We start from the raw sequence: 24,242 nt of genomic DNA on the forward strand, positions 1-24,242 counted from the left end.
GTGCCGTTCCACCCCTCTATATACTAGTGGGCTGCGTGGCTGCCTGACGCCGCTGAAGCGGATGCCTTGCGCCAACCCCGACCCGGGTCGCCTTGAGCGGAAACCTATCGAATGAGCCAACAGTTTCAACATGATGTTCTGGTAATCGGCAGCGGTGCCGCCGGATTGAGCCTTGCATTGACGTTGCCGGAGCACCTGCGTATTGCAGTGCTGAGCAAAGGCGACCTGGCCAACGGCTCGACGTTCTGGGCACAGGGCGGCGTCGCAGCCGTGCTGGACGATACCGACACCATCGAGTCCCATGTCGACGACACCCTCAATGCCGGTGGCGGCCTGTGCAATCCTGAAGCAGTGCGCTTCACCGTCGAGCATAGCCGCGAGGCCATCCAGTGGCTGATCGACCAGGGCGTGCCTTTTACCCGCGACGAGCAATCCGGCACGGAAGACGGTGGGTTCGAATTCCACCTGACCCGTGAGGGCGGCCATAGCCATCGGCGTATCATTCATGCCGCCGATGCCACCGGTGCGGCGATTTTCAAGACGCTGCTGGCCCAGGCCCAGCGGCGACCGAATATCGAGCTGCTGGAGCAGCGAGTCGCCGTCGACCTGATCACCGAAAAACGCCTGGGCCTGGCCGGCGACCGCTGCCTCGGCGCCTACGTCCTCAACCGTGGCACCGGCGAAGTCGACACCTATGGCGCACGCTTCGTGATTCTGGCGTCCGGTGGTGCAGCCAAAGTCTATCTGTATACCAGCAACCCCGACGGTGCCTGCGGAGACGGCATCGCCATGGCGTGGCGCTCGGGTTGCCGGGTGGCGAACCTGGAATTCAATCAATTCCACCCCACCTGCCTCTATCACCCGCTGGCGAAGAGCTTCCTGGTCACCGAGGCCCTGCGTGGCGAAGGCGCCCACTTGAAACTGCCCAATGGCGAGCGTTTCATGCAGCGCTTCGATGCGCGCGCCGAACTGGCACCGCGGGACATCGTCGCCCGGGCCATCGACCATGAAATGAAGCGCCTGGGTATCGACTGCGTTTACCTGGACATCAGCCACAAGCCCGAAGCGTTCATCAAGAGCCATTTCCCGACGGTGTACGAGCGCTGCCTGGAATTTTCCATCGACATCACCAAACAACCGATCCCGGTGGTGCCGGCTGCGCATTACACCTGCGGCGGCGTAATGGTCGACCAGCACGGCCGTACCGACGTACCGGGCCTGTACGCCATTGGCGAAACCAGCTTCACGGGCCTGCATGGCGCCAACCGCATGGCCAGCAACTCGCTGCTGGAGTGCTTTGTCTATGCCCGCTCGGCCGCTGTGGACATCCTCGAACAGTTGCCACAGATTGCCATCCCGGCCGCCCTGCCCTCATGGGATGCCAGCCAGGTCACCGATTCGGACGAAGACGTGATCATTGCGCACAACTGGGATGAACTGCGGCGGTTCATGTGGGACTACGTGGGTATCGTGCGCACCAACAAGCGCCTGCAAAGGGCCCAGCATCGGGTGCGGTTGCTGCTGGATGAGATCGACGAGTTCTACAGTAACTACAAGGTCAGCCGCGACCTGATCGAACTGCGCAACCTGGCCCAGGTGGCCGAGCTGATGATTCGCTCAGCCATGGAGCGCAAGGAAAGCCGAGGCCTGCATTACACCCTCGATTATCCGAACCTGCTGCCCGAGGCATTGGACACTATCCTGGTGCCGCCCACCTACGCCGACTGAACCTGAGCCGCACCCGCAGGCGCCGATGGAGATCGGGCGCCAGCGCGTCGCGGGGCACACACAGCGAGCGGATCCGCCGCTCGCCCTTCAAGCGAAAGCGCAGTATCACGATCAATGGCAGCGCCAGGCTGTCGGGGCGTAGCTGCACCGCCTGCCAGCCATGGGCCTTGCTCCAGAGCTGCCAGCCATCAACGTCCCAACGCAAGCCGCAGAATGCCTGGCGGTGAGTCAATAACAACTGTCGCGGTACCGTCCAGATACCGTGAGCCAGGCACAGCACAACGCCAAGCAGTGCAAACCCCGACGGGACAGACATCAGGAACAACGAGCCCAGCGCGAAGAGCTGGGCCAGCATGTAGGCCGCCAGCAGTTGCCCGGAGGCCTGCCAGCGGCATTCGAAGCGATTACTTCGGTTGGACACGGTCCAGGATCATCCGGACCATGCGCTGCAGCTCCGGATCTTCGGATTCGCTGCGCTCCATGAACCAGCCGAACATGTCCTGGTCTTCACATTCGAGGAGGCGGACATAGCAGGCGCGGTCCACGTCATTAAGGTGGGGATAGACCTCTTTTACGAATGGCACCAGCAGGACATCCAGTTCAAGCATGCCGCGGCGGCTGTGCCAGTAAAGGCGATTCAGTTCTACATCTTCGACCATGGAGCGCTCCTCAAATAGAGCGCAAGTATACAGGCCCCGCCGCGGTGAAACAGGCAGCTTTGGTCAGTCGCCATCGATCCTTTGTGAACTACCCATTTCAAGGGCGCGCCCTTATGATGTCTACCAGACTTTTTATCCTGCGATGACTCATGGCTGATTCCGCTTTTTTCTGCTCCCTGTCCCACGAAGGCGTTCTTGCGGTCCGCGGCGTGGACGCCGGCAAATTCCTGCAGGGCCAATTGACCTGCAACCTCAACTACCTGAGCGACAACCGGGCCAGCCTCGGCGCCCGTTGCACCCAAAAGGGCCGGATGCAATCGAGCTTTCGGATCCTGCTCGAAGGCGACGGCGTGCTGATGGCAATGGCCACCGAATTGCTCGAGCCGCAATTGGCGGACCTGAAGAAATACGCCGTGTTCTCGAAATCCAAGCTCACCGACGAAAGCGCAGCCTGGGTTCGCTTCGGCCTGGAGAACGCCGACGCGGCGCTGGCTCAACTGGGCCTCACCCCGCCGGCCGACGTCGACAACGTGGCGCGCCACGAATCCTTGATCGCCATCCGCGTGTCTCCCGGTCGCGTCGAGCTGTGGGCGCCTGCCGAACAGGCCGACGTGCTGAAAACCCAGCTGCGCGCAACCTTGACCGAGGCAGACCTGAACTCGTGGTTGCTGGGCCAGATCCGCGCCGGCATCGGCCAGGTCATGCCTGCCACCCGCGAGCTGTTCATTCCGCAGATGCTCAACCTGCAGGCCGTCGGCGGCGTAAGCTTCAAGAAAGGCTGCTACACCGGCCAGGAAATCGTTGCCCGCATGCAGTACCTGGGCAAGCTCAAGCGACGCCTGTATCGCCTGCAGTTGGACGCTGGCGAACTGCCGGAACCTGGCACCGCCTTGTTCTCTCCCGCTCACGGCAGCGCCATCGGCGAGGTCGTGATCGCAGCGCAAGCCGAGCGAAACATTGAACTGCTGGCGGTGTTGCAGGCCGAAGCAGCAGAAGAGGGCAATATGCACCTCGGCAGCCTGGAAGGCCCGATACTGAATTTGCTGGACCTGCCTTACGAACTGGACCGCGACCGCGAAATCCAGCGCTGATCGCAGCATTTGTCGCAATACCTAGAGAATCGAAATGAGCGATTTGGCGGATAAGGTCCAACGGGACTTGGTAGAGGCCATCGATAACGATGACCTGGTTCTGCCGACATTACCGGAAGTGGCCCTGCAGATTCGCCGGGCCGCCGAAGACCCGGAAATCAGCGTCAGTGACCTGAGCAAGGTGATCGGTCGCGATACGGCACTTTCGGCACGCCTGATAAAAGTGGTCAACAGCCCATTACTGCGCGCCACCCAGGAAGTCACCGACCTGCACACGGCCATTACCCGGCTGGGCGTGAATTACAGCAGCAACCTGGCCATCGGCCTGGTCATGGAGCAGATCTTCCATGCCCGCTCCGAGGTGGTGGAACGGAAGATGCGCGATGTCTGGCGTAGAAGCCTGGAGATCGCCGGCGTCAGCTATGCGTTGTGCCGCACTTATACACAGCTCAAGCCCGATCAGGCCGCGCTGGGAGGGTTGGTGCACCAGATCGGCGTATTGCCGATCCTGACTTACGCTGAAGACCATAATGAACTGCTGTCAGACCCGGTCAGCCTCAACCATGTCATCGAAACGATTCATCCCGTGCTGGGAGACAAGCTACTCAGCGTCTGGGAGTTTCCGGAGAGGCTGGTGAAGCTGCCGGGCCTTTACCTGGATTTCGCCCGGGAATCCCGACAACTCGACTACGTCGACCTGGTGCAGGTCGCTGCGCTGTACTGTTACAAGGACACCGATCATCCCCTCGGCCGGATCGACGCGTTCAAGGTGCCGTCATTCCAGAAGCTGGGCATCGACCCGAGCGACAAGGAACGATGCGCGCATCTCGAAGAAGCGCGGTCGATGTTTTATTAGAGATAGGCGCCCCCTTGTGGCGAGGGGCACAGCCTGGATTAGCCTGGGATAAAACTCACCCGCACCTTCAACCCACCCTCCAGCCCGTCATGCAGGCTGATCTGGGCCAAGTGGGCGCGGCAGATTTCTCCGACGATAGCCAGGCCCAGACCAGAGCCGGCGACCTGCTGGTTGCGCCGGTAGAAGCGCTCGAACACACGGTCGCGCTCGTGCAATGGAATGCCAGGGCCATCGTCCTCGACCTCCAGCACCGCCGGCGCGGCGACCCGCAGAATCACGTTGCCGCCCGAGGGCGTATGGGCCAGGGCATTGTCCACCAGATTGCTCAACAACTCGTTCAACAAGGTCGGTTCACCGCGCAGCCACACCGGCTCATCGGCTTCCAGGGCCAATGCCACGCCCCGTGCATGCGCCAGCGGCGCCATGGCCATGCCCAGCTCACGGGCCAACTGACTGAGATCCAGTAACTGCGCCCCCCCTTCGGCAATGGCCCGCGCACCGTTTTCCACCCGTGCCATGGACAACAACTGGTTGGCCAGATGCGTCAGCCGATCGGTGCCCTGGGCCGCGGTTTCCAGGGTTTCCCGCCAGGTCGCCGGCTCACTGGCCCGCAGCCCCAGTTCAAGTCGTGCCTTGAGCGCAGCCAGGGGCGTGCGCAGTTCATGGGCGGCGTCGGCGATGAACTGCGCCTGACGCTCGAACTGCCCGCGCAAACGCTCGGTAAAGTGGTTGAGGGCCCGTACCAGTGGCCATAACTCGTGCTGCACCTCCACCAGCGGCAACGGCCGCAGATCGTCCGACTGGCGCTCTTCCACCGCCGTACGCAAGCGCTCCAACGGGCGCAACGCCGCGCTGACCGCGAACCACACCAACAACAGGGCGCCCACGGCCAGCATGCCCAGGCGCAACAGCGTGTCGGCCATCAGGCCGCGGGCCATGCTGACGCGGGCCTCTTCGGTTTCCGCCACACGGATTTCCGCCATGCCGTTCATGTTCGGCTCGCTGACGGCCTTGAGCAGGCTCACCACCCGCACGTTCTGGCCTTGATAACGGGCGTTGTAGAAGCGCGCCAGGGCCGGGTAGTCGTCCGTGCGTGGCGTGCCGGGTGGCGGACCTGGGAGGTTTTCATAGCCGGAGATCAACTTCTTGTTGATATCGTTGACCTGGTAATAGATGCGCCCGGCGCTGTCATAGGCGAAGGTGTCCAGGGCCACGTAGGGCACATCCGCGCTGAGGCTGCCGTCGCGTTGCGAAAGGCCCGCGGCAATGGTCCGGGCCGAGGCCAGCAAGGTCCGGTCATAGGCCGTGTCCGCGGCTTCACGACCGTTCCAGTAGGCGCTCAGACCGCTGGCCAGCATCAACACCACCAGCAACAGCGCCAGGTTGCGCAGCAGTCGCCAACGCAGGCTGTCGGGTTTATGCATCGCGGTTTTCCAACAGATAACCCAAGCCCCTGAACGTCACGATCGCCACGGCATGCCCATCGAGTTTCTTACGCAGGCGGTGGACGTAGATTTCAATCGCGTCGGGACTGGCTTCTTCGTCCAGGCCAAACACCTGGGCGGCGAGTTGTTCCTTGCTCATCACACGCCCCGGCCGCGCGATCAATGCCTCCAGCACGGCTTGCTCGCGGGACGTCAGGGTCAACAGTTCGTCATCGAGGGTAAAACGCCGGGTGTCCAGGTCATAGACCAGTCCGCCACAGCGTTGCTGGCGTTCTCCGCCCAATACGCTACGCCGCAACAGCGCCTTGACCCGCGCCTCGAGTTCGGTGAGTTCGAAGGGTTTGGCCAGGTAATCGTCGGCGCCGAGGTTGAGGCCATGCACCCGGTCCTTGACGTCGCTGCGAGCCGTCAGCATCAGCACCGGCAACGTCTTGCCCCGGGCCCGCAGGCGTGCCAGTACTTCAAAGCCGTCCATGCGCGGCAGCCCGACATCGAGTACCGCCACAGCGTATTCCTCGCTGCTCAGCGCCAGGTCGGCAGCCACCCCGTCGTGCAACACATCCACAGTCAAACCGGTGCTTTTGAGCGCCTGGGCGACGCTTTCGGCAAGCTGCAGATGATCTTCGACGAGCAGAACACGCATGTTTTTTCCTCGATTCAGGAACGGTCGACGCCATTCACTGGCGCGGAGTTTACAGCCGCGTCCGCTGCTGTGAAGCCAAAAAACATCCTGAAAGCTTTTGAAAGGTTAGCGAAAGGTTGGGCGATTAGAGTCCTCCCACGGACAGTTTCGACTGCCGATCGCCAAACACAATCGCGAACGAGAAACGCCCCGATGCGTTTTCACATAAGAACAATAAAGCGGAGTATCCCCATGCTGTCCATGCAGCCCCAGGCGCCGATGCCTACTCGCTTTTCCCGCCCCAACCAGCCTCCTCGTGGCCTGTGCCGCCAGCGAATACCCGGACATGTGCCGGTGGGTCAGCTATAGATTCAAGTTCCTGCGATGAACCTGTTGCCCGATCCAGAGGGTTCGGCAGCGCAAAGACCGCAACACACAATAACAACTCCTGTGGAGAAGAGAATGAACCTATCACTGCGTAAAGTAGCCCTGGCCGTCGGATGCCTGATGTTCACCGGACAGTTGCTCGCCGAGCCGAAGCGCCCGGAGTGCATCGCCCCCGCAGCGCCCGGCGGTGGTTTTGACCTGACCTGCAAGCTGGCACAAAGCGCGCTGGTAAACCAAAAGCTATTGACCAAACCGATGCGTGTCACCTACATGCCGGGCGGTGTCGGTGCAGTGGCCTACAACGCCGTGGTCGCGCAACGCCCGGCAGACGCCGGCACGTTGGTGGCTTGGTCCAGCGGTTCATTGCTGAACCTGGCACAAGGCAAATTCGGTCGTTTCGACGAAACCAATGTGCGCTGGCTGGCAGCCGTGGGTACCAGCTATGGTGCCATCGCTGTGAAAAGTGATTCCCCCTACAAGAACCTCGACGATCTGGTACAAGCCCTGAAGAAAGATCCGGGATCCGTCGTCATCGGTTCCGGCGGCACCGTCGGCAGCCAGGACTGGATGCAAACCGCCCTGATCGCCAAGGCCGCGGGTATCGATCCGCGCAAATTGCGCTACGTGGCACTCGAAGGCGGCGGTGAGATCGCCACCGCCCTGCTGGGCGGTCACATCCAGGTGGGCAGTACGGACATTTCCGACTCCATGCCTCACATCCTGAGCGGTGACATGCGCCTGTTGGCGGTGTTCGCAGAGAAGCGCCTGGACGAGCCGGAAATGAAGGACATTCCCACCGCTCGCGAGCAAGGCTACGACATCCTGTGGCCAGTGGTGCGCGGCTTCTACCTCGGGCCGAAGGTGAGCGATGAAGACTATGCCTGGTGGAAAGACGCGTTCGACAAGCTGCTGGCTTCCGAAGAGTTCGCCAAGTTGCGTGACCAGCGCGAACTGTTCCCGTTCGCCATGACCGGCCCGGAACTGGACACCTACGTGAAGAAACAAGTAGCTGATTACAAGGTGCTGGCCAAAGAGTTCGGCCTGATCCAGTAACCGTCTCTGTTCTCGCGGCGGCGTCGGTTCCCCCGGCGCTGCCCAGGAGTTAGTCATGCTCACCCTCCAGCGTATTTTTGCCGCGGTGCTGTTACTGGTCTGTATCGGCCTGGCATTGATGGCTTGGCCGTACCAGGCCGCTTTTTCCTACGAACCGGTCGGCCCACGTGCCTTCCCCTTGCTCATGCTGGGACTGATGGGCCTGGCGCTGCTGTACATGGTGTTCCGCCCTGCCCCCATCGTGCACAGCGAAGACGACCCGCAACTGGACCGTGAAACCCTGCAGAAAATCGGCATCTGCGTCGTGCTGTTGCTGGTATTTGCCGGAACCTTCGAGCCTCTGGGCTTCATCCTCTCCAGCATCCTGATCGGGGTGCCGATGGCCCGCCTGTATGGCGGCCGCTGGGTACCGAGCGTGGTGATCATCAGCCTGATGGCCATCGGTCTTTATCTGTTGTTCGACAAGCTGATGGACGTGCCGCTGCCCCTGGGCCTGCTCGACGTCCTGGAGAATTGATATGGATACCCTGAATTATCTCGGCCAGGGTTTCGGTGTCGCGCTGACGCCTTATAACCTCGTCACTGCGCTGACCGGCACCCTGATCGGCACCGTGGTCGGCCTGCTGCCCGGCCTGGGCCCGATCAACGGCGTGGCCCTGCTGATCCCGATTGCGTTTGCCCTCGGCCTGCCACCGGAGTCGGCGCTGATCCTGCTGGCGGCGGTGTACCTGGGTTGCGAATACGGCGGGCGCATCAGCTCGATCCTGCTCAACATCCCGGGGGAAGCCTCCACCGTGATGACCACCCTCGACGGCTACCCGATGGCCCGCCAGGGCCTGGCCGGCGTGGCGTTGTCGCTGTCGGCGTGGAGTTCGTTCATCGGAGCGTTCATTGCCACCTGCGGCATGGTGCTGTTCGCCCCACTACTGGCCAAATGGGCGATTGCCTTCGGGCCGGCGGAATATTTCGTCCTGATGGTGTTCGCCATTGTCTGCCTCGGCGGCATGGCTGGCGACCGCCCGCTCAAGACGTTTATCGCGGCGTTGATCGGTCTGTTCCTGTCCTCTGTCGGGATCGACGCCAACAGCGGCGTGTACCGCTTCACCGGTGACAGCGTTCACCTGGCCGACGGTATCCAGTTCGTCGTGCTGGTACTGGGTCTGTTCTCCGTCAGCGAAATCCTGTTGATGCTGGAAAAAACCCATCGCGGCCAGGAAGCGGTGACCGCCACCGGGCGGATGATGTTCAACTTCAAGGAAGCCGCGTCGGTATTCATCGTGAACCTGCGTTGCGGCGTGCTTGGTTTCATCATGGGCGTGTTGCCTGGTGCCGGTGCAACACTGGCCAGTGCCGTGGCCTACATGACCGAAAAACGCATCGCCGGTGCCAGCGGCACTTTCGGCCAAGGCGACAAGCGCGGCCTCGCAGCCCCGGAAACCGCCATCGGCGGCGCGGCCTGCGGTGCGCTGGTACCGATGCTGACCCTCGGCGTTCCCGGCTCGGGCACCACGGCGGTCATGATCGGCGCGCTGTCGCTGTACAACATCACCCCCGGCCCACTGTTGTTCCAACAACAACCGGACATCGTCTGGGGCCTGATCGCGTCGTTGTTCGTTGCCAACATCATGCTGGTGATCCTCAACATCCCGATGATCCGCGTGTTTACCCGTATCCTGGCGGTACCGAACTGGGCACTGGTGCCGGTCATCGCCATCATCACCGGCATCGGTGTCTACGCGGTGCACGCCACCACGTTCGACCTGTTCCTGATGACTGGCATCGGCATCTTCGGCTACATCCTGCGCAAGCTGGACTTCCCGCTGTCGCCGGTCCTGCTGGGGTTCATCCTTGGCGGTCTGATGGAACAGAACCTGCGGCGCGCGCTGTCGATTTCCAACGGTGCATTGGAAATCCTCTGGTCGAGCCCGATCACCTTCGGCTGCTGGATCCTGACAGCGATCATGCTGTTCATGCCACTGCTGCGGATCTGGCGTCGTCGCAGCGCCCAACGACGTGCCGTGGCCAATGTCTGAAACGACCTTCAGACAATGGTGGGGAACACCGCTGGTCGGCCTGGCCGGCGGTTATCTGGCCAGCCTGATCGGCTGGCCTTTGCCCTGGATGGTCGGCTCGTTGCTGGCGATCATCCTGGTGCGCTGCCTGACGCCATGGCAGTTGATGGAAATCCCCGGTGGCCGTAAATGCGGCCAATGGGTGGTGGGCATCGGCATCGGCCTGCATTTCACCCCACAGGTGATGGAACAGGTGTTGGGCCACTTCGGCCTGATCTTCTTCGGCGCGCTGATCACCAGCGTGTCCAGCGTGGTGAGTGTGTGGCTGATGCGCCGCACCGGCGAAGACCGCGCCACCGCGTTTTTCTCCAGCATGCCGGGCGGTTCCGGTGAAATGGTCAACCTTGGCTCGCGCAATGGCGCGGACCTGAGCCGCGTCGCCGCGGGCCAGAGCTTGCGAGTCTTGGTGGTGGTGTTGTGCGTGCCTGCTGCCTTCAAATACCTGTTGGGCGAAGGCGCACCAGTGCAGCACGCCACCACCGTGGACTGGCTGTGGCTGGCGCTGTTGTTCCCGGCGGGCGCCCTGCTCGCCTGGATCTGGGAACGCCTGCGTCAACCCAACCCGTGGCTGTTCGGGCCGCTGCTGGTGAGTGCGGCGGTCAGCATCGGCTGGGACCTGCACATCGGCCTGCCCAACGGCGGCAGCCAGATTGGCCAGTGGCTGATCGGCAGCGGGTTGGGTTGTCACTTCAACCGGCAGTTCTTTCGCCGGGCGCCCTCATTCATGGGGCGCACCTTGATCGGCACCGTGTTGACGATGCTGATCGCCACTCTTGCGGCCCTGGGCCTGAGCACGCTGACCCATCTGGACCTGCGTTCACTGACCCTCGGCATGATGCCCGGCGGCATCGCGGAAATGAGCCTGACAGCGGAGACGCTGCAACTGTCGGTGCCATTGGTGACAGCGTTGCAGGTGATGCGGCTGTTGTTCGTGTTGTTTCTGGCGGAGCCATTGTTCAGGTATTGGATGCGCAGGCCCGGTTCGGCCTGATAACCCTGTGGGAGTGGGCTTGCTCGCGATGAGGCCCGCATTGCCGAACACTTAAACCGGCGGCAACCGCCAATCGATCGGCGCCTCGCCATGTTGTTGGAGAAACTTGTTGGTCCGGCTGAAATGGCCGCAGCCGATGAAACCTCGGTGGGCCGACAGCGGTGACGGATGGACCGAAGTCAGCACCAAATGCTTGGTGGCATCGATCAGCGTCTGCTTGCTCTGGGCATGGGCGCCCCACAACAGGAACACCAAGTGCGGCTGGTGTTCGCTGACGACTTCAATGATCCTGTCGGTAAAGTGTTGCCAGCCTTTTTTGGCGTGGGCGTTGGCATTGGCGCGCTCCACGGTCAGGGTCGTGTTGAGCAGCAACACGCCCTGGTCGGCCCAGCTTTGCAGGTAGCCGTGATTCGGAATGTCGATGTTCAGGTCGCGCTTCAGTTCCTTGTAGATGTTCACCAGGGACGGCGGTGTCGGCACACCCGGCTGTACCGAGAAGCACAAGCCATGGGCCTGGCCTGGACCGTGGTAAGGGTCCTGGCCGAGAATCACCACCTTGACCTTATCCAGCGGCGTGGAATTGAGGGCATTGAAAATCAGTGGAGCCGGCGGATAGATCTCCTTGCCAGCAGCGTATTCACTGCGTAGGAACTCACGCAACTCCGCCATGTAGGGTTGGTCGAACTCGGCACGCAGTGCCTGCTTCCAGCTCGGTTCGAGTTTGATACGGTCGTCAGCAGTCATGGTTGCATCCGGTAAAAAACAATGGGCGCACCCTAGGAAAGCCTACATGGCTTGTCAATTGATCTGACGCAGAACCGGCACTTTCCCACGCAGCGTTCATACTGAACATTCAATTTCTGATCGAGGTCACGATGAATCTGCACTTCGAAGAGCTCACGGGCATCACGGGGGCCCGTATCGGCATCGCTACCCTGGACGCCGAAAAATCCTTGAACGCCCTGTCCTTGCCGATGATCAACGCCTTGCGCGATCGTCTCGATGCCTGGGCCCGGGAACCACAGATCGTTTGTGTATTACTGCGCGGCAACGGCGCCAAGGCCTTCTGCGCAGGGGGCGAAGTACGCAGCCTGGTGGAAGCCTGTCGCGCCCATCCCGGCGAAGTGCCGCCGATGGCGGCGCAATTCTTCGCGGCGGAATATCGCCTGGACTTCAACTTGCACACCTATCCCAAGCCCTTGGTGTGCTGGGGCCACGGCTACGTGCTCGGCGGCGGCATGGGCCTGTTGCAGGGCGCCAGCACCCGGATCGTCACACCAAGCAGTCGCCTGGCGATGCCGGAAATCAGCATCGGCCTGTACCCGGATGTCGGCGCCAGTTGGTTCCTGTCGCGCCTGCCGGGCAAGCTCGGGCTGTTTCTCGGCCTGACCGGCGCCCACATGAACGCCCGGGACGCCATCGACCTGGGCCTGGCCGACCGATTCTTACTGGACGAACAACAGGACGATCTGATCGAAGGCCTGCTGCAGCTCAACTGGCAGGAACAGACCGACATGCAACTCAACAGCCTGCTCAAGGCCTTGGCGCGCGAAGCGTCCGAGCAGTTACCCGAAGCCCAGTGGTTGCCACGTCGGCAACAAATCGACGAATGGTTGGATGTCAGCGACGTGCGCTGCGCCTGGAAGGCCCTCAGCTTGCTGGTGGAGCATCCGGACCCGCTGATTGCCAAGGCTGCCAGGACCATGACCGAAGGCTCCCCGTTGACCGCCCATCTGGTCTGGGAACAGATCGCCCGGGCTCGGCATTTGTCCTTGGCCAGCGTGTTTCGCATGGAATACACATTGAGTCTCAACTGCTGCCGGCATCCTGAATTCAGCGAAGGGGTGCGGGCCCGGTTGATCGACAAGGACCAGAAACCCCGCTGGCACTGGCCGGACATCAACCATGTGCCGGAAGCGGCAGTGGAGGCGCACTTTCACAAAGCCTGGGAAGGACGGCATCCGCTGGCGGATCTGGCTAATGAGTGAATGAAACCGTGTGGGACCGAGCCTGCTCGCGATAGCGGTGTGTCAGCCAACCTTGACGGCACTGACCCGACGCTTTCGCAAGCAGGCTCGCTCACACAGGTTTTGCTACAGGCGAAAAAAAGCGGCGCTCGATGCGCCGCTTTCAATAATCTGGAGATCAGCGGTGATTGCCCCGTCCATCATGATCGCCCCGACCACGCCGATCATGCCCGCCACGCCGATTATCATCCCAACCACCCCGGTAACGGCCGTCCCAGCCGCCCCGACTCGGATAAGACCGATAGGCCGCTCGCGGTGGTGAATAATAATAGCGAGGGCCGGGTTGATAGTAGCGCGGCGAATAATAGCGCGGCGCCGATTGGTAATACCTGGGTGCCGAATAGTAGCGCGGCCCCGAGTAGTAACTCCCACCGCCGTAATAGACCGGCGCCGGTGAGGTATAGACCTCCGAACGGTAATAGCTCGAGTCTCCGTCGTAGTAAGGCACGCATGCCGAAAGAGTCAAACCGAGAAACGCAATGAGCAGCAATCGTCGATACATGGCGGCCTCCTGGACCGCGAATGAGCCACATCAGCGACGCTGATGGGCGGCAGCCACCTTTCGGTAACTGTCGACTAATCTGACAACGAAAACGGAATCTGGTGCGATTTGGCAATAAGTTGAAACATGTAGCTTTTTGCCTGTTTTCCAGACCTTGCCCCCTTCCTCGCCACAGACCGCCCCTCTACAAATCCCATTGCCATTTCCTACAAGCCACTAAACTGAATCCATCCGATCGCCGCTCAGGGAATCGCCATGTCGCCTCGTTCGCCGTTGTATTCCCAACGCAAACCGCTCCTGACACTGGCGGTACTGTTGGGTACGAGTTTTCTGGTGATTTCGCTGCTGGGCTATTACGTCGCCCACACCTCGATCCGTGACCACCAGATCAAGGTCCTGTACCTGAACCTCGTGATCGGCCTGCTGGTCACGCTGGTGGTGTTGGCGGTGCTGTGCCGGATCATCGGGGGTTATCAACGCCGCATCGACGCCCAGGCAACGCTCGACAGCCTGACCGAATTGCCGAACCGTCGTGGCTTCGACCTGCTGGCCGTGCAAGCCCTGCACGAAGCCCAGCGCGAGCCCAAACCCTTGACGGCGCTGCTGGTGGAGCTGGACGATTTCAAGCGACTGGACACCACCCATGGTCACATCGTCAGCGACCAGCTGCTGAGCGGATTTGCCCGCGACCTGAGCGATAGCCTGCGGCATTCGGACATCGTGTGTCGCTGGAGCACCGACGCCTTTGTCGTCCTGCTCAAGGACACCGACGGACAGACAGGTCTGAAAATCGCCGAGAAAATTCGTCAGCACATCGAGAAGCAGCGCTATTTCTGCAGTGGCAAACAACTGTTGGCAACCGTCAGCATCGGCCTCACCACCTTGCAAGACAACGACGCCTTGCACAGCCTGCTGTCGCGGACCGATCATGCACTGCAACGTGCCCGACAGACCGGAAGCAACCGAACCTGCGTTGAGATGCCCCACTCCAGTTATGAATAAACCCGACCTGTGCCCTGCCTGCGGCAGCGCCAACGACTGCACCCTGGCCAACCCGAAAACAGCCGACCGAACCTGCTGGTGCTACGGCGTGAGTATCGACCCGGCTGTGCTCGAGGCATTGCCGGTCGAGCTGCGCGAACAATCCTGCCTGTGCCCGCGCTGCGCCCAGGTCGAAAGCCAATTGCGCGCCAGACAGCCACCGATCGCGTAAGATCCCCACCTCCGCTCCTATGCCTGAATACCCATGCGTGTCGACCGTTTCCTCAGCAATCTGCCGCGCTTCAATCGCCAACAGGTCCGGTTGTTGTTGGTGACGCGCCGGGTGCGAATCGACGGCCTGGTGATCAGCGACCCGCACGCCCAGGTCCGTGAGTTCAGCCGTGTCGAAGTCGACGACGAACTGTTGCAGGCAGGCCGACCGGCGCGGTATTTCATGTTGCATAAACCTGCCGGCTGCGTCAGTGCCACGCGCGATCCGCAGCACCCCACCGTACTCGATTGGCTGGACGAACCGGACAAGGACGACCTGCACATCGCCGGACGTCTGGATTTCAACACCACCGGGCTGATGCTGATCACCAATGACGGCAACTGGTCGCGACGCCTGACCCAGCCGCAAACGAAGCTGCCAAAGGTCTACTACGTCGAGACCGAGCAGACCATCACTGCCGAGTACGCCATCACCTTCGCCCGAGGCCTGTACTTTGCCTTCGAAGACCTCACCACCCAGCCTGCGGAGTTGACACTGCTGGGCCCGAAGTCGGCGCGGCTGAGCATCGTTGAAGGACGCTATCACCAGGTCAAACGCATGTTCGGCCACTTCGACAACAAAGTGCTGCGCCTGCATCGCGAACGCATGGGGCCGCTTTCGCTGGACGCCGATCTCGAGCCGGGCCATTACCGCGCCTTGACCCCGGCAGAGGTCTGCCTGATCTGATCAGACGACCGTCGGGCAGAAGCGTCGAACAATTTTCAAAAGGACACTTGCGCAACGGCCGTCCCCCTGCTTGAATCAAACCGTCGGCCGAAATGTGACCGATGAGTCACCCCATACCTCTAAGAAACTTTTTGTCGGCCGCAACCCTCTGGTTGCGCCTTGCCCGCCGACAGACTGCCCGCCAAATAACAACACCCGTCGACCGCTTCCTTGGGATCGACTTGGGCCTTATCTTCCAGGCGAATGCCTACCTGTCACATTGCCCGTGCAATCTCATTGCGCGCATACCCGCTTGCCAGGAGTCTATGACATGAGGCCAGAAATCGCTGTGCTGGATATACAGGGTCAGTATCGGGTTTACACGGAGTTCTATCGCGCAGACGCCGCACAAAAGACCATCATTCTGGTCAACGGCTCGCTGGCCACTACCGCGTCGTTTGCACAGACCGTCAAGAACCTTCATCCGCAATTCAACGTCGTACTGTACGACCAACCGTACGCAGGCAAGTCCAAGCCCCACAACCGGCACGAGAAGATGCTGACGAAGGAGGTCGAGGGCCAGATCCTGCTGGAACTGATCGATCATTTCGCCGCCGAACACGTGTTGTCATTCTCATGGGGCGGCGCCGCCACGTTGACCGCATTGTCCCATCGCCCACGGCGCATCGAAAAAGCAGTGATCAGCTCATTTTCACCGGTTCTCAATGCCCCCATGCGCGACTACCTCGAACGTGGCGTCGATTACCTGAGCAGCCTGGACGGCGACCGGGTGGGGCATCTGGTCAACAGCACCATCGGCAAACACCTGCCACCGCTGTTCAAGCGCTTCAACCATCGCCATGTCAGCAATCTGGCCGAGCATGAATATGGACAGATGCATTTCCACATCAGCGAAGTGCTCCAGAGCGACCTGCGCTGCTATGCAACGGCCGCAAAAAAAATCAACGTACCGGTGCTGTTCCTCAACGGTGAATGGGACGAATACACCTCGGCCGCCGACGCCAGGCTGTTCGCCGACTATGTGCAACACAGTACGTTCAGCACGCTGCAAGCCACCGGGCACTTCCTGGACATGGAACACAAGGCCGCCTTCCGGGACAGCCGTAACGCGTTGCTCGGCTTCCTCAAGCCGGGCCACCACGAAAGTCGACCGCGTTACAGCCAGATGCAGGGCTACCATGCACTGGCAATCTGAAACCGCGTCCTCGCGAGCAAGCTCCGTCCCCTCGACAACGGGGCTTGCCCGCGAATGACCGCTCTGGTTTGAGGCTTGGGTTGCCCGGGAACCTCGCCGCAGGCAAAGAAAAACTTCAAATCCGCGCCCACATCTGGTACAAAGTCAGCCGCTCTGAGCGGGTGTCGTATAATGGCATTACTCCAGCTTCCCAAGCTGATAACGAGGGTTCGATTCCCTTCACCCGCTCCAATCGAATTCTGGTCTCGCGTCATGGTGGTTTTGACGAGGGATATAAAAAACCGGCACTGAGTGGCCGGTTTTTTTGGTCTTGAATTTACGATTACGCCATGGCTGAGCGCGATGAGTCAGGACTGATACCGTAGCCTGTCTCAGGCGTGCGCCTCACGATCAAGCACATCAGCCACCCACTGGTTGATGCTCTTGTGAGCAAGCTGAGCTTTTACGGCGACTGTTGCATGGAGCGCGGGGGCGAGGCGTAGGCTGAGATTGCCAGAATAGGGCTTTTGCGGTGCCCGTCCCAGTTTGGCACACGTCTCCAAATAATCAGTCACCGCCTCTTCAAACGCTGCCCGAAGCTCGCTGACAGATTCGCCGTGAAAGCCTACGATATCCTTGATACCAGCGATGTGGCCTACAAAGAGACCGTCTTCATCGCTGTAGTCAATCCGAGCGGCATAGCCTTGATAATTCATAACGTTCACGGGATAACTCCTGCTTGTTCAAGGAAAGCCCGAGCATCACGTACCTGGTAGGGCTTTGCTTCTTTGTCTGGGTGGGGGCGGTGGAATGTTGCGACCACACCGTTCAATTCGAAACGTACACGCGATCCACTGCCTTCGATGGTCTTGGCACCCGTTGCGCTGAGCAACGACTCAATACGAGCCCACTCCAGCGTTGAAGGTGTCGGCCTAGAGAATATGGCTCTGAGCGTGCCGAGCTGCTTGTTGTCCATGGTATTACACCGTGATACCAAAAAAAAGATACATCATCTGCGCTTGACGTCGCTGATGCATGAGCTGCACCGATCAACAACGTAAAAACTCAGTTGACTAAGAGATTCAGCGGTCCTGTTGAACCGCCATGAAATATCGGGGGGATTATTATTAGAACGCTCTGCGAAGCTGACGAATCTGTTCTACGGAGCACTATTTCTCATCTACTCAGTCATGGGTAGCGGGCTGTTCCCGCTTAGCTCGTAGGCCCAATCAGAGAGTTACGTATGAAAAAGGATCGTCTTTTTCACGCTCGGCCTTTGTTCTCGGAAAGGCAGTTGCCCCCATCCACCACCAGAACCTCGCCCGTAATGTAGCTGGACTCCGGGGAAGCCAGAAAAGCGACCGCCGCAGCCACCTCATCCGGTCTACCGGCACGCCCGACAGGAACATACTGCGCTGCGCTCATTTCCTCCGCCGTGCTGGACTGCGTCGCGATCCACCCAGGAGCAACTGAGTTCACAGTGATACCGTACGGCGCGACTTCCAGCGCCAGGCTCATGTTCATGCCCACCATCCCTGCTTTCGCCGCCGCATACGCGGCCTCGCCGGGGTTGCTGACGCGGGTGCCAGTGGTAGAACTGATCTGGACGATGCGTCCGTAACGACGATTCTGCATTCCCGGCAACACCGCGCGAGTCAGCAGGAATGCAGTGGTCAGATTACGGGCAATCGAAGTGTTCCACAGCTCGACGCTCATAGTGGCCACTTCAGCGAACGTTTCAGGTTCCCCCTGTATCGCCATGCCGGCGTTGTTCACGAGTATATCGATCCGCCCCCATAGCGATTCAGCCCAGGTCACCAGTTCGTCGACCTGGGCCGGTTGAGTAAGATCCGCAGCACGTCCTTGCACCTCATGACCTTCCGCACTCAGTTGCGCGACGCGATCATGGATACGGGCACTGCTGCCGGTGATGATCAGTTTTGCACCCGCCTCCCCGAGCCGTCGCGCGATAGCCAGGCCAATCCCATGTTCGCTGCCAGCGCCACTGACCAATGCGACCTGACCATTCCAGCTTTTGACCATTGCACGGCTCCACAAAGAGACACACGAAGACAGTTTGACTGTCCAGAGTAGACGCCAGGCGCCCGCTTCGATGCAATGAAGATTCTGAACGGCAGGGAATGGCAGAAGCGGGTGGCCTATCTTGGGCAATAAAACCGGCTTGTTAATCCTATTTTTCGTAAATAAAGAGGCCACATGCCACTAGCACGGTACGGATACCGGACTAGACTTTCAACGCTTCGCAGCCACGAAGCATCACTCAAAAGCTGCTTTTATCCGCGGATAGGGAGATCTCTCATGTTCAGCCTCGACGCCTCTGGATATACGAAAAGCGCCACCGCCCCTGCATTTGCCACAGTTCCGCCCGTCAATGCCGGCATCGAAAGCACCAGCGTGACCGTTGTCTGGCAGAATATTCTGCAAAGTGACGTGCTTCAGATGCTCTCGGAAATCAATCCTCCTCTGACCGGTTCCTTCATTGATTACCGATACTGGGCAAACGGCATTCTCCGTTGGGCACTGAGCCAGCAGGACGGCAATGGCAACCCGCTTTATGCTTTCGCTATCCCGTCATGGGAAACGGGCTTCGATGACAACGGCAATCCCGTCGTCGGGGCATTTCTGTTCCCTGTGGGGACCCAGGTCACCGTGCTCCAACCCAGCGACGACGAACTCAACGCCGCGTTGGCGAGTGTCTATGGCAACCAGCCGCCCCTCACATTGACCACGAACCAGACCGGCGATCCTGACGAGCGCCGCTGGGCCGCTGCCGCCCATGCCTATGCCCTGTCGCAAAACGACGCCAACGGTAACGCCTACGTGGCCGGCATCCCGAGCTGGGAAATGGCGGTCGAAGGTGACCAGACCATCCGCGGTGTTTTCGCTTTCAGCAACACCCCTGGTATCCAAGTGTTCGAGGCTGGTCGAGCCGCCCTCATGGATCAGATCCTCGCGGGCATTCTCGAACCCTTGAACAGCCCGAACCTGATGGATACGAACATGAGTGTCCTCGCCGTGGCCGCCAACCGTTGGGCCATGCGCTACGGTGCTGTATGCGGCGCCGCTACCTTTGGCTATTGCTCGGCCCAATACCCCGAGGGAGGCGAGTGGTACACCCTCTTCACCCACGACATTGTCATCTGTTTTGCGCCACAGCAGCCGACCATGGACCTGCTGCAATCCATCGTCGATCAGCCCGCAGTCGCCTGGCCTGATTTCAACGGTGCCTACTCGGCGCTGTGCATCGTGCTTGGCAATATCATCAATGGCGCGAACTCCAATGACCCACTCGATCCGCGTGAGCTGGCTGTGGCTTCTCCCGCCTGGTCCCCGAACACCGTCGCCAACCAGCTCGACAACTGGTTGCAATTCGACACGGACGGCAACTACAGCCTGTCTCCAACCGCACCGGCGGCGCCGACCGGCGTGGCCGCTGACGACTGGCTCCAAATCATCTATACCGTCTGGCAGGAGATGAGCGCCGTCGAACAACTCCAATCCCTCTACACCTACACCCAAGGAACCCTGAACACAGCCCAAGGCACGGCAAATAGCCTGATAAGCGGCGCTATCGCCAACATGCAAGCCAAGACCGACGACAGTACGCTGCTGGACTTCGGCCAGTTGCTCAAGGACCTCGGTTATTCGCTGGTATGGTTCTTCTCCGGAACCACTGCTGCCTGGGCCAACCTGGCGGCGGTTGCCGTGACCGATGTCATTCGTGTGATCACCAACACCCTCGGCGGGACGTCCAGTTCGATCACCATCAGCCAGTACTGGGATCAGGTCGCTGACTCCTTCGAAGCGAGCAACAAGAGCCTCAGTCACTTCTACACGACCATCGCCGGCGACCATGGACGCCTGGTGAACTTCTACAGGTATGCCGACAACGGTAACCTCCCGATACCCACCGGCAACAACGGCGGTTCCTCGACGGACTACGACAGTTCCACTGCCACCGCCATGGCCAACGGGCTGATGCTGCAGGCCTACCAGAACCTGATGCCGCTCTACTGGGCAATCGCCTGGGCCTACCCCAATCCATACGTCGGCCCGGGATACAGTGCTTATATTCCACTCACCATTCCAGAAGCTCCGGAAGGCACCTATGTCGAGGGGACGTATTACGAGTTTGCGATCGTCTGGAGCAGCAGTGGCGTCATCAAAAGCTATCCGACGCCGGCGATGATGACGGACCTCACTGACACACTGAACGTCAATCTGATGGATGTCCTGGCGCGGACCCAGCCCTGGCTCGGTATCACCGCTTGGTTTGGCTGGTTCGCCGGCACCCAGGTCAACTTGCAAGGCCCTTATACCCGCTGATCCGTAAACACTAGCCCCAACGGCGCGGCGCCCGCGCCGTTGGGGCTAGCCACGCGTCCGAATTGCAATTTGCACCGTAGCCGGTAAAGGCTGACTCATGCCCCAGGCAAATGCCCCAACGGCAACGGTCCCGGGGTCTTCACGGTATGAATCGCAAAGTTACTGCGAATATCACTGACCCCCGGCAGCTTGAGCAGTCGCCCCGTAAGAAAGCGGTCGTACGCCCGTAAGTCCGGCACTACCACCTGCAGCAGGAAGTCCGACTCTCCCGATACCAGAAACGCTGAAATCACCTCCGGCAACGCCGTGACAGCCTGGCGAAATGCGTCAGCCTGTTCGTCGTTATGCCGTTCAACCTTGATACCGACGAATATCGTCAACCCAAGGCCCACTTCATCCCGGTCGAGGACAGCCTGGTAGCCGCGAATCACACCGGCCTCTTCGAGCATCCGCACGCGGCGCAGACACGGCGAGGGTGACAGGCCGATCTCCTCGGCCAGTTGCACATTGCTCAGGCGGCCATCGCGTTGCAACGCGGCGAGGATCTTGCGATCGAAGGCATCGAGTTTCATAGCTTGGCATTATCCAGATTCTTTTATTTGATTGTTGGCAGGTTATGCCAACTTTTGCCAATTTAGAAGCTGACTTCGCAACCACCTGCCCTGCCCTTCCACCTTAGACTGGCATTCTCAAACGTTACGGAGGGGGCGTCGCATGACAGAGTTCTGGTTGTTCTTGATGGCTTTGACGGTGGTATATCTGTTACCGGGACCCGACATGATTCTGTTGCTGCAAACCGGTGCACGTCAGGGTAAAGGTCCGGCACTGGCGACGGCGGTGGGCTTGGGAGTCGCTCGGGGATGTCATGTCGCATTGGCTGCGTTGGGGCTCTCGGCATTATTCAAGACCGCGCCCTGGACCTTCGACGCAGTGCGCCTGGCCGGTGCGGCCTACCTGCTGTGGATCGGCTTTCAATGCCTGCGGAGCACATTGTTGCCAAGCTTTGAAGCGGCCGGTATCGAACCTGGAAAACAGCGCGGGAGGCAGGCGATTCGGCGCGGGTTGTTGACCAATCTGCTCAACCCCAAGGCATTACTGTTCTGTTCGATATTGCTGCCACAGTTCATCGATCCACGGAGCGGTTCGGTACTTGGGCAATTTGCGACCCTCGGTGTGATTCTTGTCGGCGTTGGCTTGCTGTTCGATTGCGCCTACGCACTAGTGGGGGTGGCGCTTGGCCGCTGGTTGCAACGCTCCCCTTCAGCCCAGCGTATGCAGCAGTGGTTGTTTGGGAGCCTGTTGATCGGGTTTGCGGTGCGGCTGACATTTGTGCGGCAGGCGTAGAGTACCGGAGTCTCGAAACGGCTCGACAAATACGAGTCCAAATCCTGGGGCTGCTTCGCAGCCCCTCCCTTACACCTGGGCGCTGGTGGACATTGATGTGACCAAGTACCTGGGCAAGGCGCAGAAACTCAATATCACCCTGCCCGGCTACCTGCTGAACCGTATCGATGAATATGTACTGCATCATCCGGAAGAAAAGAGCCGCTCCGGTTTCCTGGCTTCGGCAGCGCTCAAGGTGTTGCAGCAGGGGCGGTAAACCGCTGGAAACAAAACCTGTGGGAGCGAGGTCGAGGTCTATTTTTTCTGGGCGTCGGATTCTTTCATCTGCACCGAAGATTGGGTGCCGTCAGTGTTGTCCTTGGTTTCATTGTCCGAATTGTCGAAACAGCCTTGCAGGACGAGCAGGCTACAGGCGAGGCAGAACGTGCGCGTGAGGTTCATGGTGTACTCCGGCTGTGGGCTTTAAGGAGTGACCGATGAAGGCAGCAAATGGTTGCGACAGACTTCAGCCAGGACGACAGACGTTCGCCCCAGGGCCGCACCTAAATGTAAGTAGAATTTTCAGCGAGGCGTTGCTGTCACACCAGACAGGTGCAATCCCATAAGGAACACAGCAATGACCTTCGCAAAAATCGCGCAAAAACTGTCCCTGTGGGCGGGGAGCCCCAAGACATTCCTTGGGGCAATCGTGCTGCTCGTGCTTTGGGCGTGCAGCGGGCCACTGTTCAAGTTCAACGATACGTGGCAACTGATCATCAACACATCCACGACGATCATTACCTTCCTGATGGTGTTCCTGATCCAGAATACGCAGAACCGCGACACCGATATCCTGCACCTGAAGATCGACGAATTGTTGCGCGCGACCAGCGAAGCGCAAAACGCAATGCTCGGGCTCGAGGCGCTGGATCTCAAGCAATTGGAAGCATTGAGGAAGCATTACCAAGCCATGGGACAAGGCGAGGCTAAAAGCCTGGAAGGGTTGGAAAAGAAAAGCAAGATCGATCTGAATCAGTGCTGATCGCGCTGGCGCGAGTGGCGTGGTGCCACTCGCGCATGCTGAACGTGCCTCAAGGCAGCGGGTTACCCCCGGTCACGCCGAAGACTTCGCCAGTGATGTAGCTCGACTCCTGGGATGCCAACAGTACATACAGCGGCGCACATTCGGCCGGCTGCCCGGGACGCTTCATCGGCACCTGGGAGCCAAAGGTAGGAATCTTCTCCTGGGGTTGTCCGCCGCTGGGTTGCAGTACCGTCCAGATCGGTCCGGGCGCAACCGCGTTGACGCGGATACCCTTACCGATCACCTGCCCCGCCAATGCCTTGGTGAAGGCCACGATGGCCGCCTTGGTGGTGGCGTAATCCAGCAGCGTCGCGGACGGATCGTAGGATTGGATCGAGGCGGTGTTGATGATCGTCGCCCCTGCCGGCATCAGTGGCACCGCAGCCTTGCAGATCCAGAACATCGCGTAGATGTTGGTTTTCATGGTGTCATCGAATTGCGCGGTAGTGATGTCGGCGATGTCCTTTTGCGCCTCCTGCTTGCCGGCAACGTTTACCAGGATATCCAGGCCCCCCAATTGCTCGTGGGCGCTCCTCACCAGTTGGACGCAGAAGGCTTCGTCCTTGAGATCACCGGGAATCGCAATGGCTTTACGGCCTTCGGCTTCGATCAGTTCGATGACTTGCCGAGCGTCGCGCTCTTCGCTGGGCAGGTAATTGATCGCGACATCGGCCCCCTCCCGGGCGTAGGCAATGGCGGCTGCGCGGCCAATACCCGAGTCGGCGCCGGTCACCAGCGCCTTGCGACCTTCCAGGCGGCCGAAGCCTTGATAGCTTTTTTCACCATGGTCGGGCTTGGGCACCATGTCCTGGTCGATACCGGGTGGCGATTGCGGCTGGTCTGGAAACGGTGGACGGGGATACTGAGTCAGCGGGTTCTGCATCGCGTATTGGTTGGGTTCTCGGCGTGTAGACATCGAGGTTCTCCTTTCGGCGGGCAAGA

Annotated in this window: 26 protein-coding genes, 1 tRNA gene and 2 pseudogenes; 17 read left to right on the top strand and 12 right to left on the bottom strand. The window is 60.2% G+C overall.

What is annotated here, in order from left to right; genetic code table 11:
* The first annotated feature begins 111 nt into the window (after positions 1-111).
* Positions 112-1,728 (top strand): L-aspartate oxidase, encoded by a 1,617-nt coding sequence (gene nadB / locus FBY02_RS16250; protein WP_144929185.1) that lies wholly within the window; start codon positions 112-114, stop codon positions 1,726-1,728.
* Here nadB and FBY02_RS16255 read toward each other — a convergent pair.
* Together FBY02_RS16255 and FBY02_RS16260 are read right to left on the bottom strand one after the other, a co-directional pair.
* Positions 1,697-2,149 carry a protein YgfX gene (locus tag FBY02_RS16255; RefSeq protein ID WP_144929187.1) on the bottom strand — a complete coding sequence of 151 codons (453 nt, stop codon included), beginning with the start codon at positions 2,147-2,149 and terminating at the stop codon, positions 1,697-1,699. The genes nadB and FBY02_RS16255 overlap by 32 nt on opposite strands.
* On the bottom strand, positions 2,133-2,387 hold the full coding sequence (locus FBY02_RS16260; RefSeq protein WP_007930227.1) for a succinate dehydrogenase assembly factor 2: 255 nt from the start codon (positions 2,385-2,387) through the stop codon (positions 2,133-2,135). Before FBY02_RS16260 ends, FBY02_RS16255 begins: the two co-directional genes overlap by 17 nt.
* 149 nt (positions 2,388-2,536) lie before the next feature.
* Here FBY02_RS16260 and FBY02_RS16265 point away from each other — a divergent pair, with 149 nt between their 5' ends.
* On the top strand, positions 2,537-3,478 hold the full coding sequence (locus FBY02_RS16265) for a folate-binding protein YgfZ (protein ID WP_144929189.1): 942 nt from the start codon (positions 2,537-2,539) through the stop codon (positions 3,476-3,478).
* A gap of 34 nt (positions 3,479-3,512) precedes the next feature.
* Entirely contained in the window at positions 3,513-4,334 is an 822-nt protein-coding gene (locus FBY02_RS16270; RefSeq protein WP_144929191.1) for an HDOD domain-containing protein, read from the top strand.
* 38 nt (positions 4,335-4,372) lie between these two features.
* On the opposite strand, the gene FBY02_RS16275 is transcribed toward FBY02_RS16270, so the two are convergent.
* Both FBY02_RS16275 and FBY02_RS16280 read right to left on the bottom strand, forming a co-directional pair.
* On the bottom strand, positions 4,373-5,758 hold the full coding sequence (locus tag FBY02_RS16275; protein ID WP_144929193.1) for a sensor histidine kinase: 1,386 nt from the start codon (positions 5,756-5,758) through the stop codon (positions 4,373-4,375).
* Positions 5,751-6,422, bottom strand: coding sequence for a response regulator (locus tag FBY02_RS16280; RefSeq protein ID WP_144929195.1), 672 nt, complete (start codon positions 6,420-6,422; stop codon positions 5,751-5,753). Before FBY02_RS16280 ends, FBY02_RS16275 begins: the two co-directional genes overlap by 8 nt.
* Before the next feature lie 441 nt (positions 6,423-6,863).
* Here FBY02_RS16280 and FBY02_RS16285 point away from each other — a divergent pair, with 441 nt between their 5' ends.
* From FBY02_RS16285 to FBY02_RS16300, 4 genes are read left to right on the top strand one after another with little or no spacing between them, the layout of a single operon-like run.
* Positions 6,864-7,841 carry a tripartite tricarboxylate transporter substrate binding protein gene (locus FBY02_RS16285; protein ID WP_047701776.1) on the top strand — a complete coding sequence of 326 codons (978 nt, stop codon included), beginning with the start codon at positions 6,864-6,866 and terminating at the stop codon, positions 7,839-7,841.
* A 55-nt stretch (positions 7,842-7,896) separates the two neighbouring features.
* Positions 7,897-8,358, top strand: a complete 462-nt coding sequence (locus FBY02_RS16290) for a tripartite tricarboxylate transporter TctB family protein (protein WP_144929197.1) — start codon at positions 7,897-7,899, stop codon at positions 8,356-8,358.
* A gap of 1 nt (position 8,359) precedes the next feature.
* Positions 8,360-9,874, top strand: coding sequence for a tripartite tricarboxylate transporter permease (locus tag FBY02_RS16295; protein WP_144929199.1), 1,515 nt, complete (start codon positions 8,360-8,362; stop codon positions 9,872-9,874).
* A complete protein-coding gene (locus tag FBY02_RS16300; protein ID WP_144929201.1) occupies positions 9,867-10,904 on the top strand; it encodes an AbrB family transcriptional regulator in 1,038 nt (345 codons plus the stop codon). Before FBY02_RS16295 ends, FBY02_RS16300 begins: the two co-directional genes overlap by 8 nt.
* A gap of 51 nt (positions 10,905-10,955) precedes the next feature.
* On the opposite strand, the gene ung is transcribed toward FBY02_RS16300, so the two are convergent.
* Positions 10,956-11,648 (bottom strand): uracil-DNA glycosylase, encoded by a 693-nt coding sequence (gene ung, locus FBY02_RS16305; RefSeq protein WP_144929203.1) that lies wholly within the window; start codon positions 11,646-11,648, stop codon positions 10,956-10,958.
* Between the two features lie 131 nt (positions 11,649-11,779).
* On the opposite strand from ung, the gene FBY02_RS16310 reads away from it, so the two are divergent.
* Complete coding sequence (locus FBY02_RS16310) at positions 11,780-12,892, top strand: enoyl-CoA hydratase/isomerase family protein (protein ID WP_144929205.1); 1,113 nt, start codon at positions 11,780-11,782, stop codon at positions 12,890-12,892.
* Positions 12,893-13,049: 157 nt separating this feature from the next.
* Here the strand turns inward: FBY02_RS16310 and FBY02_RS28425 are convergent, their stop codons facing one another.
* Positions 13,050-13,433, bottom strand: a complete 384-nt coding sequence (locus tag FBY02_RS28425) for a hypothetical protein (RefSeq protein WP_144929208.1) — start codon at positions 13,431-13,433, stop codon at positions 13,050-13,052.
* 396 nt (positions 13,434-13,829) lie between these two features.
* On the opposite strand from FBY02_RS28425, the pseudogene FBY02_RS16320 reads away from it, so the two are divergent.
* From FBY02_RS16320 to FBY02_RS16340, 5 genes and pseudogenes are all read left to right on the top strand, one after another.
* Positions 13,830-14,435, top strand: a pseudogene (locus tag FBY02_RS16320) (GGDEF domain-containing protein); the annotation flags it as partial.
* Complete coding sequence (locus FBY02_RS16325; protein WP_144929212.1) at positions 14,428-14,646, top strand: cysteine-rich CWC family protein; 219 nt, start codon at positions 14,428-14,430, stop codon at positions 14,644-14,646. The pseudogene FBY02_RS16320 and the gene FBY02_RS16325, both read left to right, overlap by 8 nt.
* Before the next feature lie 33 nt (positions 14,647-14,679).
* The gene (locus FBY02_RS16330; protein WP_144929214.1) at positions 14,680-15,372 is read left to right on the top strand and encodes a pseudouridine synthase; all 693 of its coding nucleotides are present in this window, start codon (positions 14,680-14,682) and stop codon (positions 15,370-15,372) included.
* Between the two features lie 310 nt (positions 15,373-15,682).
* On the top strand, positions 15,683-16,567 hold the full coding sequence (locus FBY02_RS16335; RefSeq protein ID WP_144929216.1) for an alpha/beta fold hydrolase: 885 nt from the start codon (positions 15,683-15,685) through the stop codon (positions 16,565-16,567).
* 157 nt (positions 16,568-16,724) lie between these two features.
* A tRNA-Gly gene (locus FBY02_RS16340) sits at positions 16,725-16,798 on the top strand.
* 140 nt (positions 16,799-16,938) lie between these two features.
* Here the strand turns inward: FBY02_RS16340 and FBY02_RS16345 are convergent.
* The 3 genes from FBY02_RS16345 to FBY02_RS16355 form a co-directional block, all read right to left on the bottom strand.
* On the bottom strand, positions 16,939-17,271 hold the full coding sequence (locus FBY02_RS16345) for a type II toxin-antitoxin system HicB family antitoxin (protein WP_144929218.1): 333 nt from the start codon (positions 17,269-17,271) through the stop codon (positions 16,939-16,941).
* Positions 17,268-17,522, bottom strand: coding sequence for a type II toxin-antitoxin system HicA family toxin (locus FBY02_RS16350; RefSeq protein WP_144929220.1), 255 nt, complete (start codon positions 17,520-17,522; stop codon positions 17,268-17,270). The genes FBY02_RS16345 and FBY02_RS16350 overlap by 4 nt, the downstream gene beginning before the upstream one ends.
* Before the next feature lie 287 nt (positions 17,523-17,809).
* On the bottom strand, positions 17,810-18,589 hold the full coding sequence (locus tag FBY02_RS16355) for an SDR family NAD(P)-dependent oxidoreductase (RefSeq protein ID WP_144929222.1): 780 nt from the start codon (positions 18,587-18,589) through the stop codon (positions 17,810-17,812).
* A 276-nt stretch (positions 18,590-18,865) separates the two neighbouring features.
* Here FBY02_RS16355 and FBY02_RS16360 point away from each other — a divergent pair, with 276 nt between their 5' ends.
* Positions 18,866-20,893 carry a hypothetical protein gene (locus tag FBY02_RS16360; protein WP_144929224.1) on the top strand — a complete coding sequence of 676 codons (2,028 nt, stop codon included), beginning with the start codon at positions 18,866-18,868 and terminating at the stop codon, positions 20,891-20,893.
* Between the two features lie 95 nt (positions 20,894-20,988).
* Here FBY02_RS16360 and FBY02_RS16365 read toward each other — a convergent pair whose 3' ends face one another.
* Entirely contained in the window at positions 20,989-21,465 is a 477-nt protein-coding gene (locus FBY02_RS16365) for an Lrp/AsnC family transcriptional regulator (protein WP_144929226.1), read from the bottom strand.
* A gap of 142 nt (positions 21,466-21,607) precedes the next feature.
* Here FBY02_RS16365 and FBY02_RS16370 point away from each other — a divergent pair, with 142 nt between their 5' ends.
* Together FBY02_RS16370 and FBY02_RS16375 are read left to right on the top strand one after the other, a co-directional pair.
* Positions 21,608-22,237, top strand: a complete 630-nt coding sequence (locus FBY02_RS16370) for a LysE family translocator (RefSeq protein WP_144929228.1) — start codon at positions 21,608-21,610, stop codon at positions 22,235-22,237.
* A 73-nt stretch (positions 22,238-22,310) separates the two neighbouring features.
* A pseudogene (locus FBY02_RS16375) lies at positions 22,311-22,493 on the top strand (type II toxin-antitoxin system HicB family antitoxin); the annotation flags it as partial.
* 38 nt (positions 22,494-22,531) lie between these two features.
* Here the strand turns inward: FBY02_RS16375 and FBY02_RS28125 are convergent.
* A complete protein-coding gene (locus FBY02_RS28125) occupies positions 22,532-22,678 on the bottom strand; it encodes a hypothetical protein (protein ID WP_178111909.1) in 147 nt (48 codons plus the stop codon).
* Between the two features lie 175 nt (positions 22,679-22,853).
* Here FBY02_RS28125 and FBY02_RS16380 point away from each other — a divergent pair, with 175 nt between their 5' ends.
* The gene (locus tag FBY02_RS16380) at positions 22,854-23,258 is read left to right on the top strand and encodes a low affinity iron permease family protein (protein ID WP_055134305.1); all 405 of its coding nucleotides are present in this window, start codon (positions 22,854-22,856) and stop codon (positions 23,256-23,258) included.
* A 49-nt stretch (positions 23,259-23,307) separates the two neighbouring features.
* On the opposite strand, the gene FBY02_RS16385 is transcribed toward FBY02_RS16380, so the two are convergent.
* Positions 23,308-24,216 carry an SDR family oxidoreductase gene (locus FBY02_RS16385; protein WP_144929230.1) on the bottom strand — a complete coding sequence of 303 codons (909 nt, stop codon included), beginning with the start codon at positions 24,214-24,216 and terminating at the stop codon, positions 23,308-23,310.
* Positions 24,217-24,242 lie beyond the last annotated feature (26 nt).

The sequence above is a fragment of the Pseudomonas sp. SJZ078 genome (assembly GCF_007828255.1).
In the GTDB taxonomy this organism is placed as follows: Bacteria; Pseudomonadota; Gammaproteobacteria; order Pseudomonadales; family Pseudomonadaceae; genus Aquipseudomonas.

Excerpts from the sequence above, each read along its gene's own strand:
- nadB (WP_144929185.1), top strand. The coding sequence starts at position 112 with ATGAGCCAACAGTTTCAACATGATGTTCTGGTAATCGGCAGCGGTGCC.
- FBY02_RS16260 (WP_007930227.1), bottom strand. The coding sequence starts at position 2,387 with ATGGTCGAAGATGTAGAACTGAATCGCCTTTACTGGCACAGCCGCCGC.
- FBY02_RS16265 (WP_144929189.1), top strand. The coding sequence starts at position 2,537 with ATGGCTGATTCCGCTTTTTTCTGCTCCCTGTCCCACGAAGGCGTTCTT.
- FBY02_RS16270 (WP_144929191.1), top strand. The coding sequence starts at position 3,513 with ATGAGCGATTTGGCGGATAAGGTCCAACGGGACTTGGTAGAGGCCATC.
- FBY02_RS16275 (WP_144929193.1), bottom strand. The coding sequence starts at position 5,758 with ATGCATAAACCCGACAGCCTGCGTTGGCGACTGCTGCGCAACCTGGCG.
- FBY02_RS16280 (WP_144929195.1), bottom strand. The coding sequence starts at position 6,422 with ATGCGTGTTCTGCTCGTCGAAGATCATCTGCAGCTTGCCGAAAGCGTC.
- FBY02_RS16285 (WP_047701776.1), top strand. The coding sequence starts at position 6,864 with ATGAACCTATCACTGCGTAAAGTAGCCCTGGCCGTCGGATGCCTGATG.
- FBY02_RS16290 (WP_144929197.1), top strand. The coding sequence starts at position 7,897 with ATGCTCACCCTCCAGCGTATTTTTGCCGCGGTGCTGTTACTGGTCTGT.
- FBY02_RS16295 (WP_144929199.1), top strand. The coding sequence starts at position 8,360 with ATGGATACCCTGAATTATCTCGGCCAGGGTTTCGGTGTCGCGCTGACG.
- FBY02_RS16300 (WP_144929201.1), top strand. The coding sequence starts at position 9,867 with ATGTCTGAAACGACCTTCAGACAATGGTGGGGAACACCGCTGGTCGGC.
- ung (WP_144929203.1), bottom strand. The coding sequence starts at position 11,648 with ATGACTGCTGACGACCGTATCAAACTCGAACCGAGCTGGAAGCAGGCA.
- FBY02_RS16310 (WP_144929205.1), top strand. The coding sequence starts at position 11,780 with ATGAATCTGCACTTCGAAGAGCTCACGGGCATCACGGGGGCCCGTATC.
- FBY02_RS28425 (WP_144929208.1), bottom strand. The coding sequence starts at position 13,433 with ATGTATCGACGATTGCTGCTCATTGCGTTTCTCGGTTTGACTCTTTCG.
- FBY02_RS16325 (WP_144929212.1), top strand. The coding sequence starts at position 14,428 with ATGAATAAACCCGACCTGTGCCCTGCCTGCGGCAGCGCCAACGACTGC.
- FBY02_RS16330 (WP_144929214.1), top strand. The coding sequence starts at position 14,680 with ATGCGTGTCGACCGTTTCCTCAGCAATCTGCCGCGCTTCAATCGCCAA.
- FBY02_RS16335 (WP_144929216.1), top strand. The coding sequence starts at position 15,683 with ATGAGGCCAGAAATCGCTGTGCTGGATATACAGGGTCAGTATCGGGTT.
- FBY02_RS16350 (WP_144929220.1), bottom strand. The coding sequence starts at position 17,522 with ATGGACAACAAGCAGCTCGGCACGCTCAGAGCCATATTCTCTAGGCCG.
- FBY02_RS16355 (WP_144929222.1), bottom strand. The coding sequence starts at position 18,589 with ATGGTCAAAAGCTGGAATGGTCAGGTCGCATTGGTCAGTGGCGCTGGC.
- FBY02_RS16360 (WP_144929224.1), top strand. The coding sequence starts at position 18,866 with ATGTTCAGCCTCGACGCCTCTGGATATACGAAAAGCGCCACCGCCCCT.
- FBY02_RS16365 (WP_144929226.1), bottom strand. The coding sequence starts at position 21,465 with ATGAAACTCGATGCCTTCGATCGCAAGATCCTCGCCGCGTTGCAACGC.
- FBY02_RS16370 (WP_144929228.1), top strand. The coding sequence starts at position 21,608 with ATGACAGAGTTCTGGTTGTTCTTGATGGCTTTGACGGTGGTATATCTG.
- FBY02_RS28125 (WP_178111909.1), bottom strand. The coding sequence starts at position 22,678 with ATGAACCTCACGCGCACGTTCTGCCTCGCCTGTAGCCTGCTCGTCCTG.
- FBY02_RS16380 (WP_055134305.1), top strand. The coding sequence starts at position 22,854 with ATGACCTTCGCAAAAATCGCGCAAAAACTGTCCCTGTGGGCGGGGAGC.
- FBY02_RS16385 (WP_144929230.1), bottom strand. The coding sequence starts at position 24,216 with ATGTCTACACGCCGAGAACCCAACCAATACGCGATGCAGAACCCGCTG.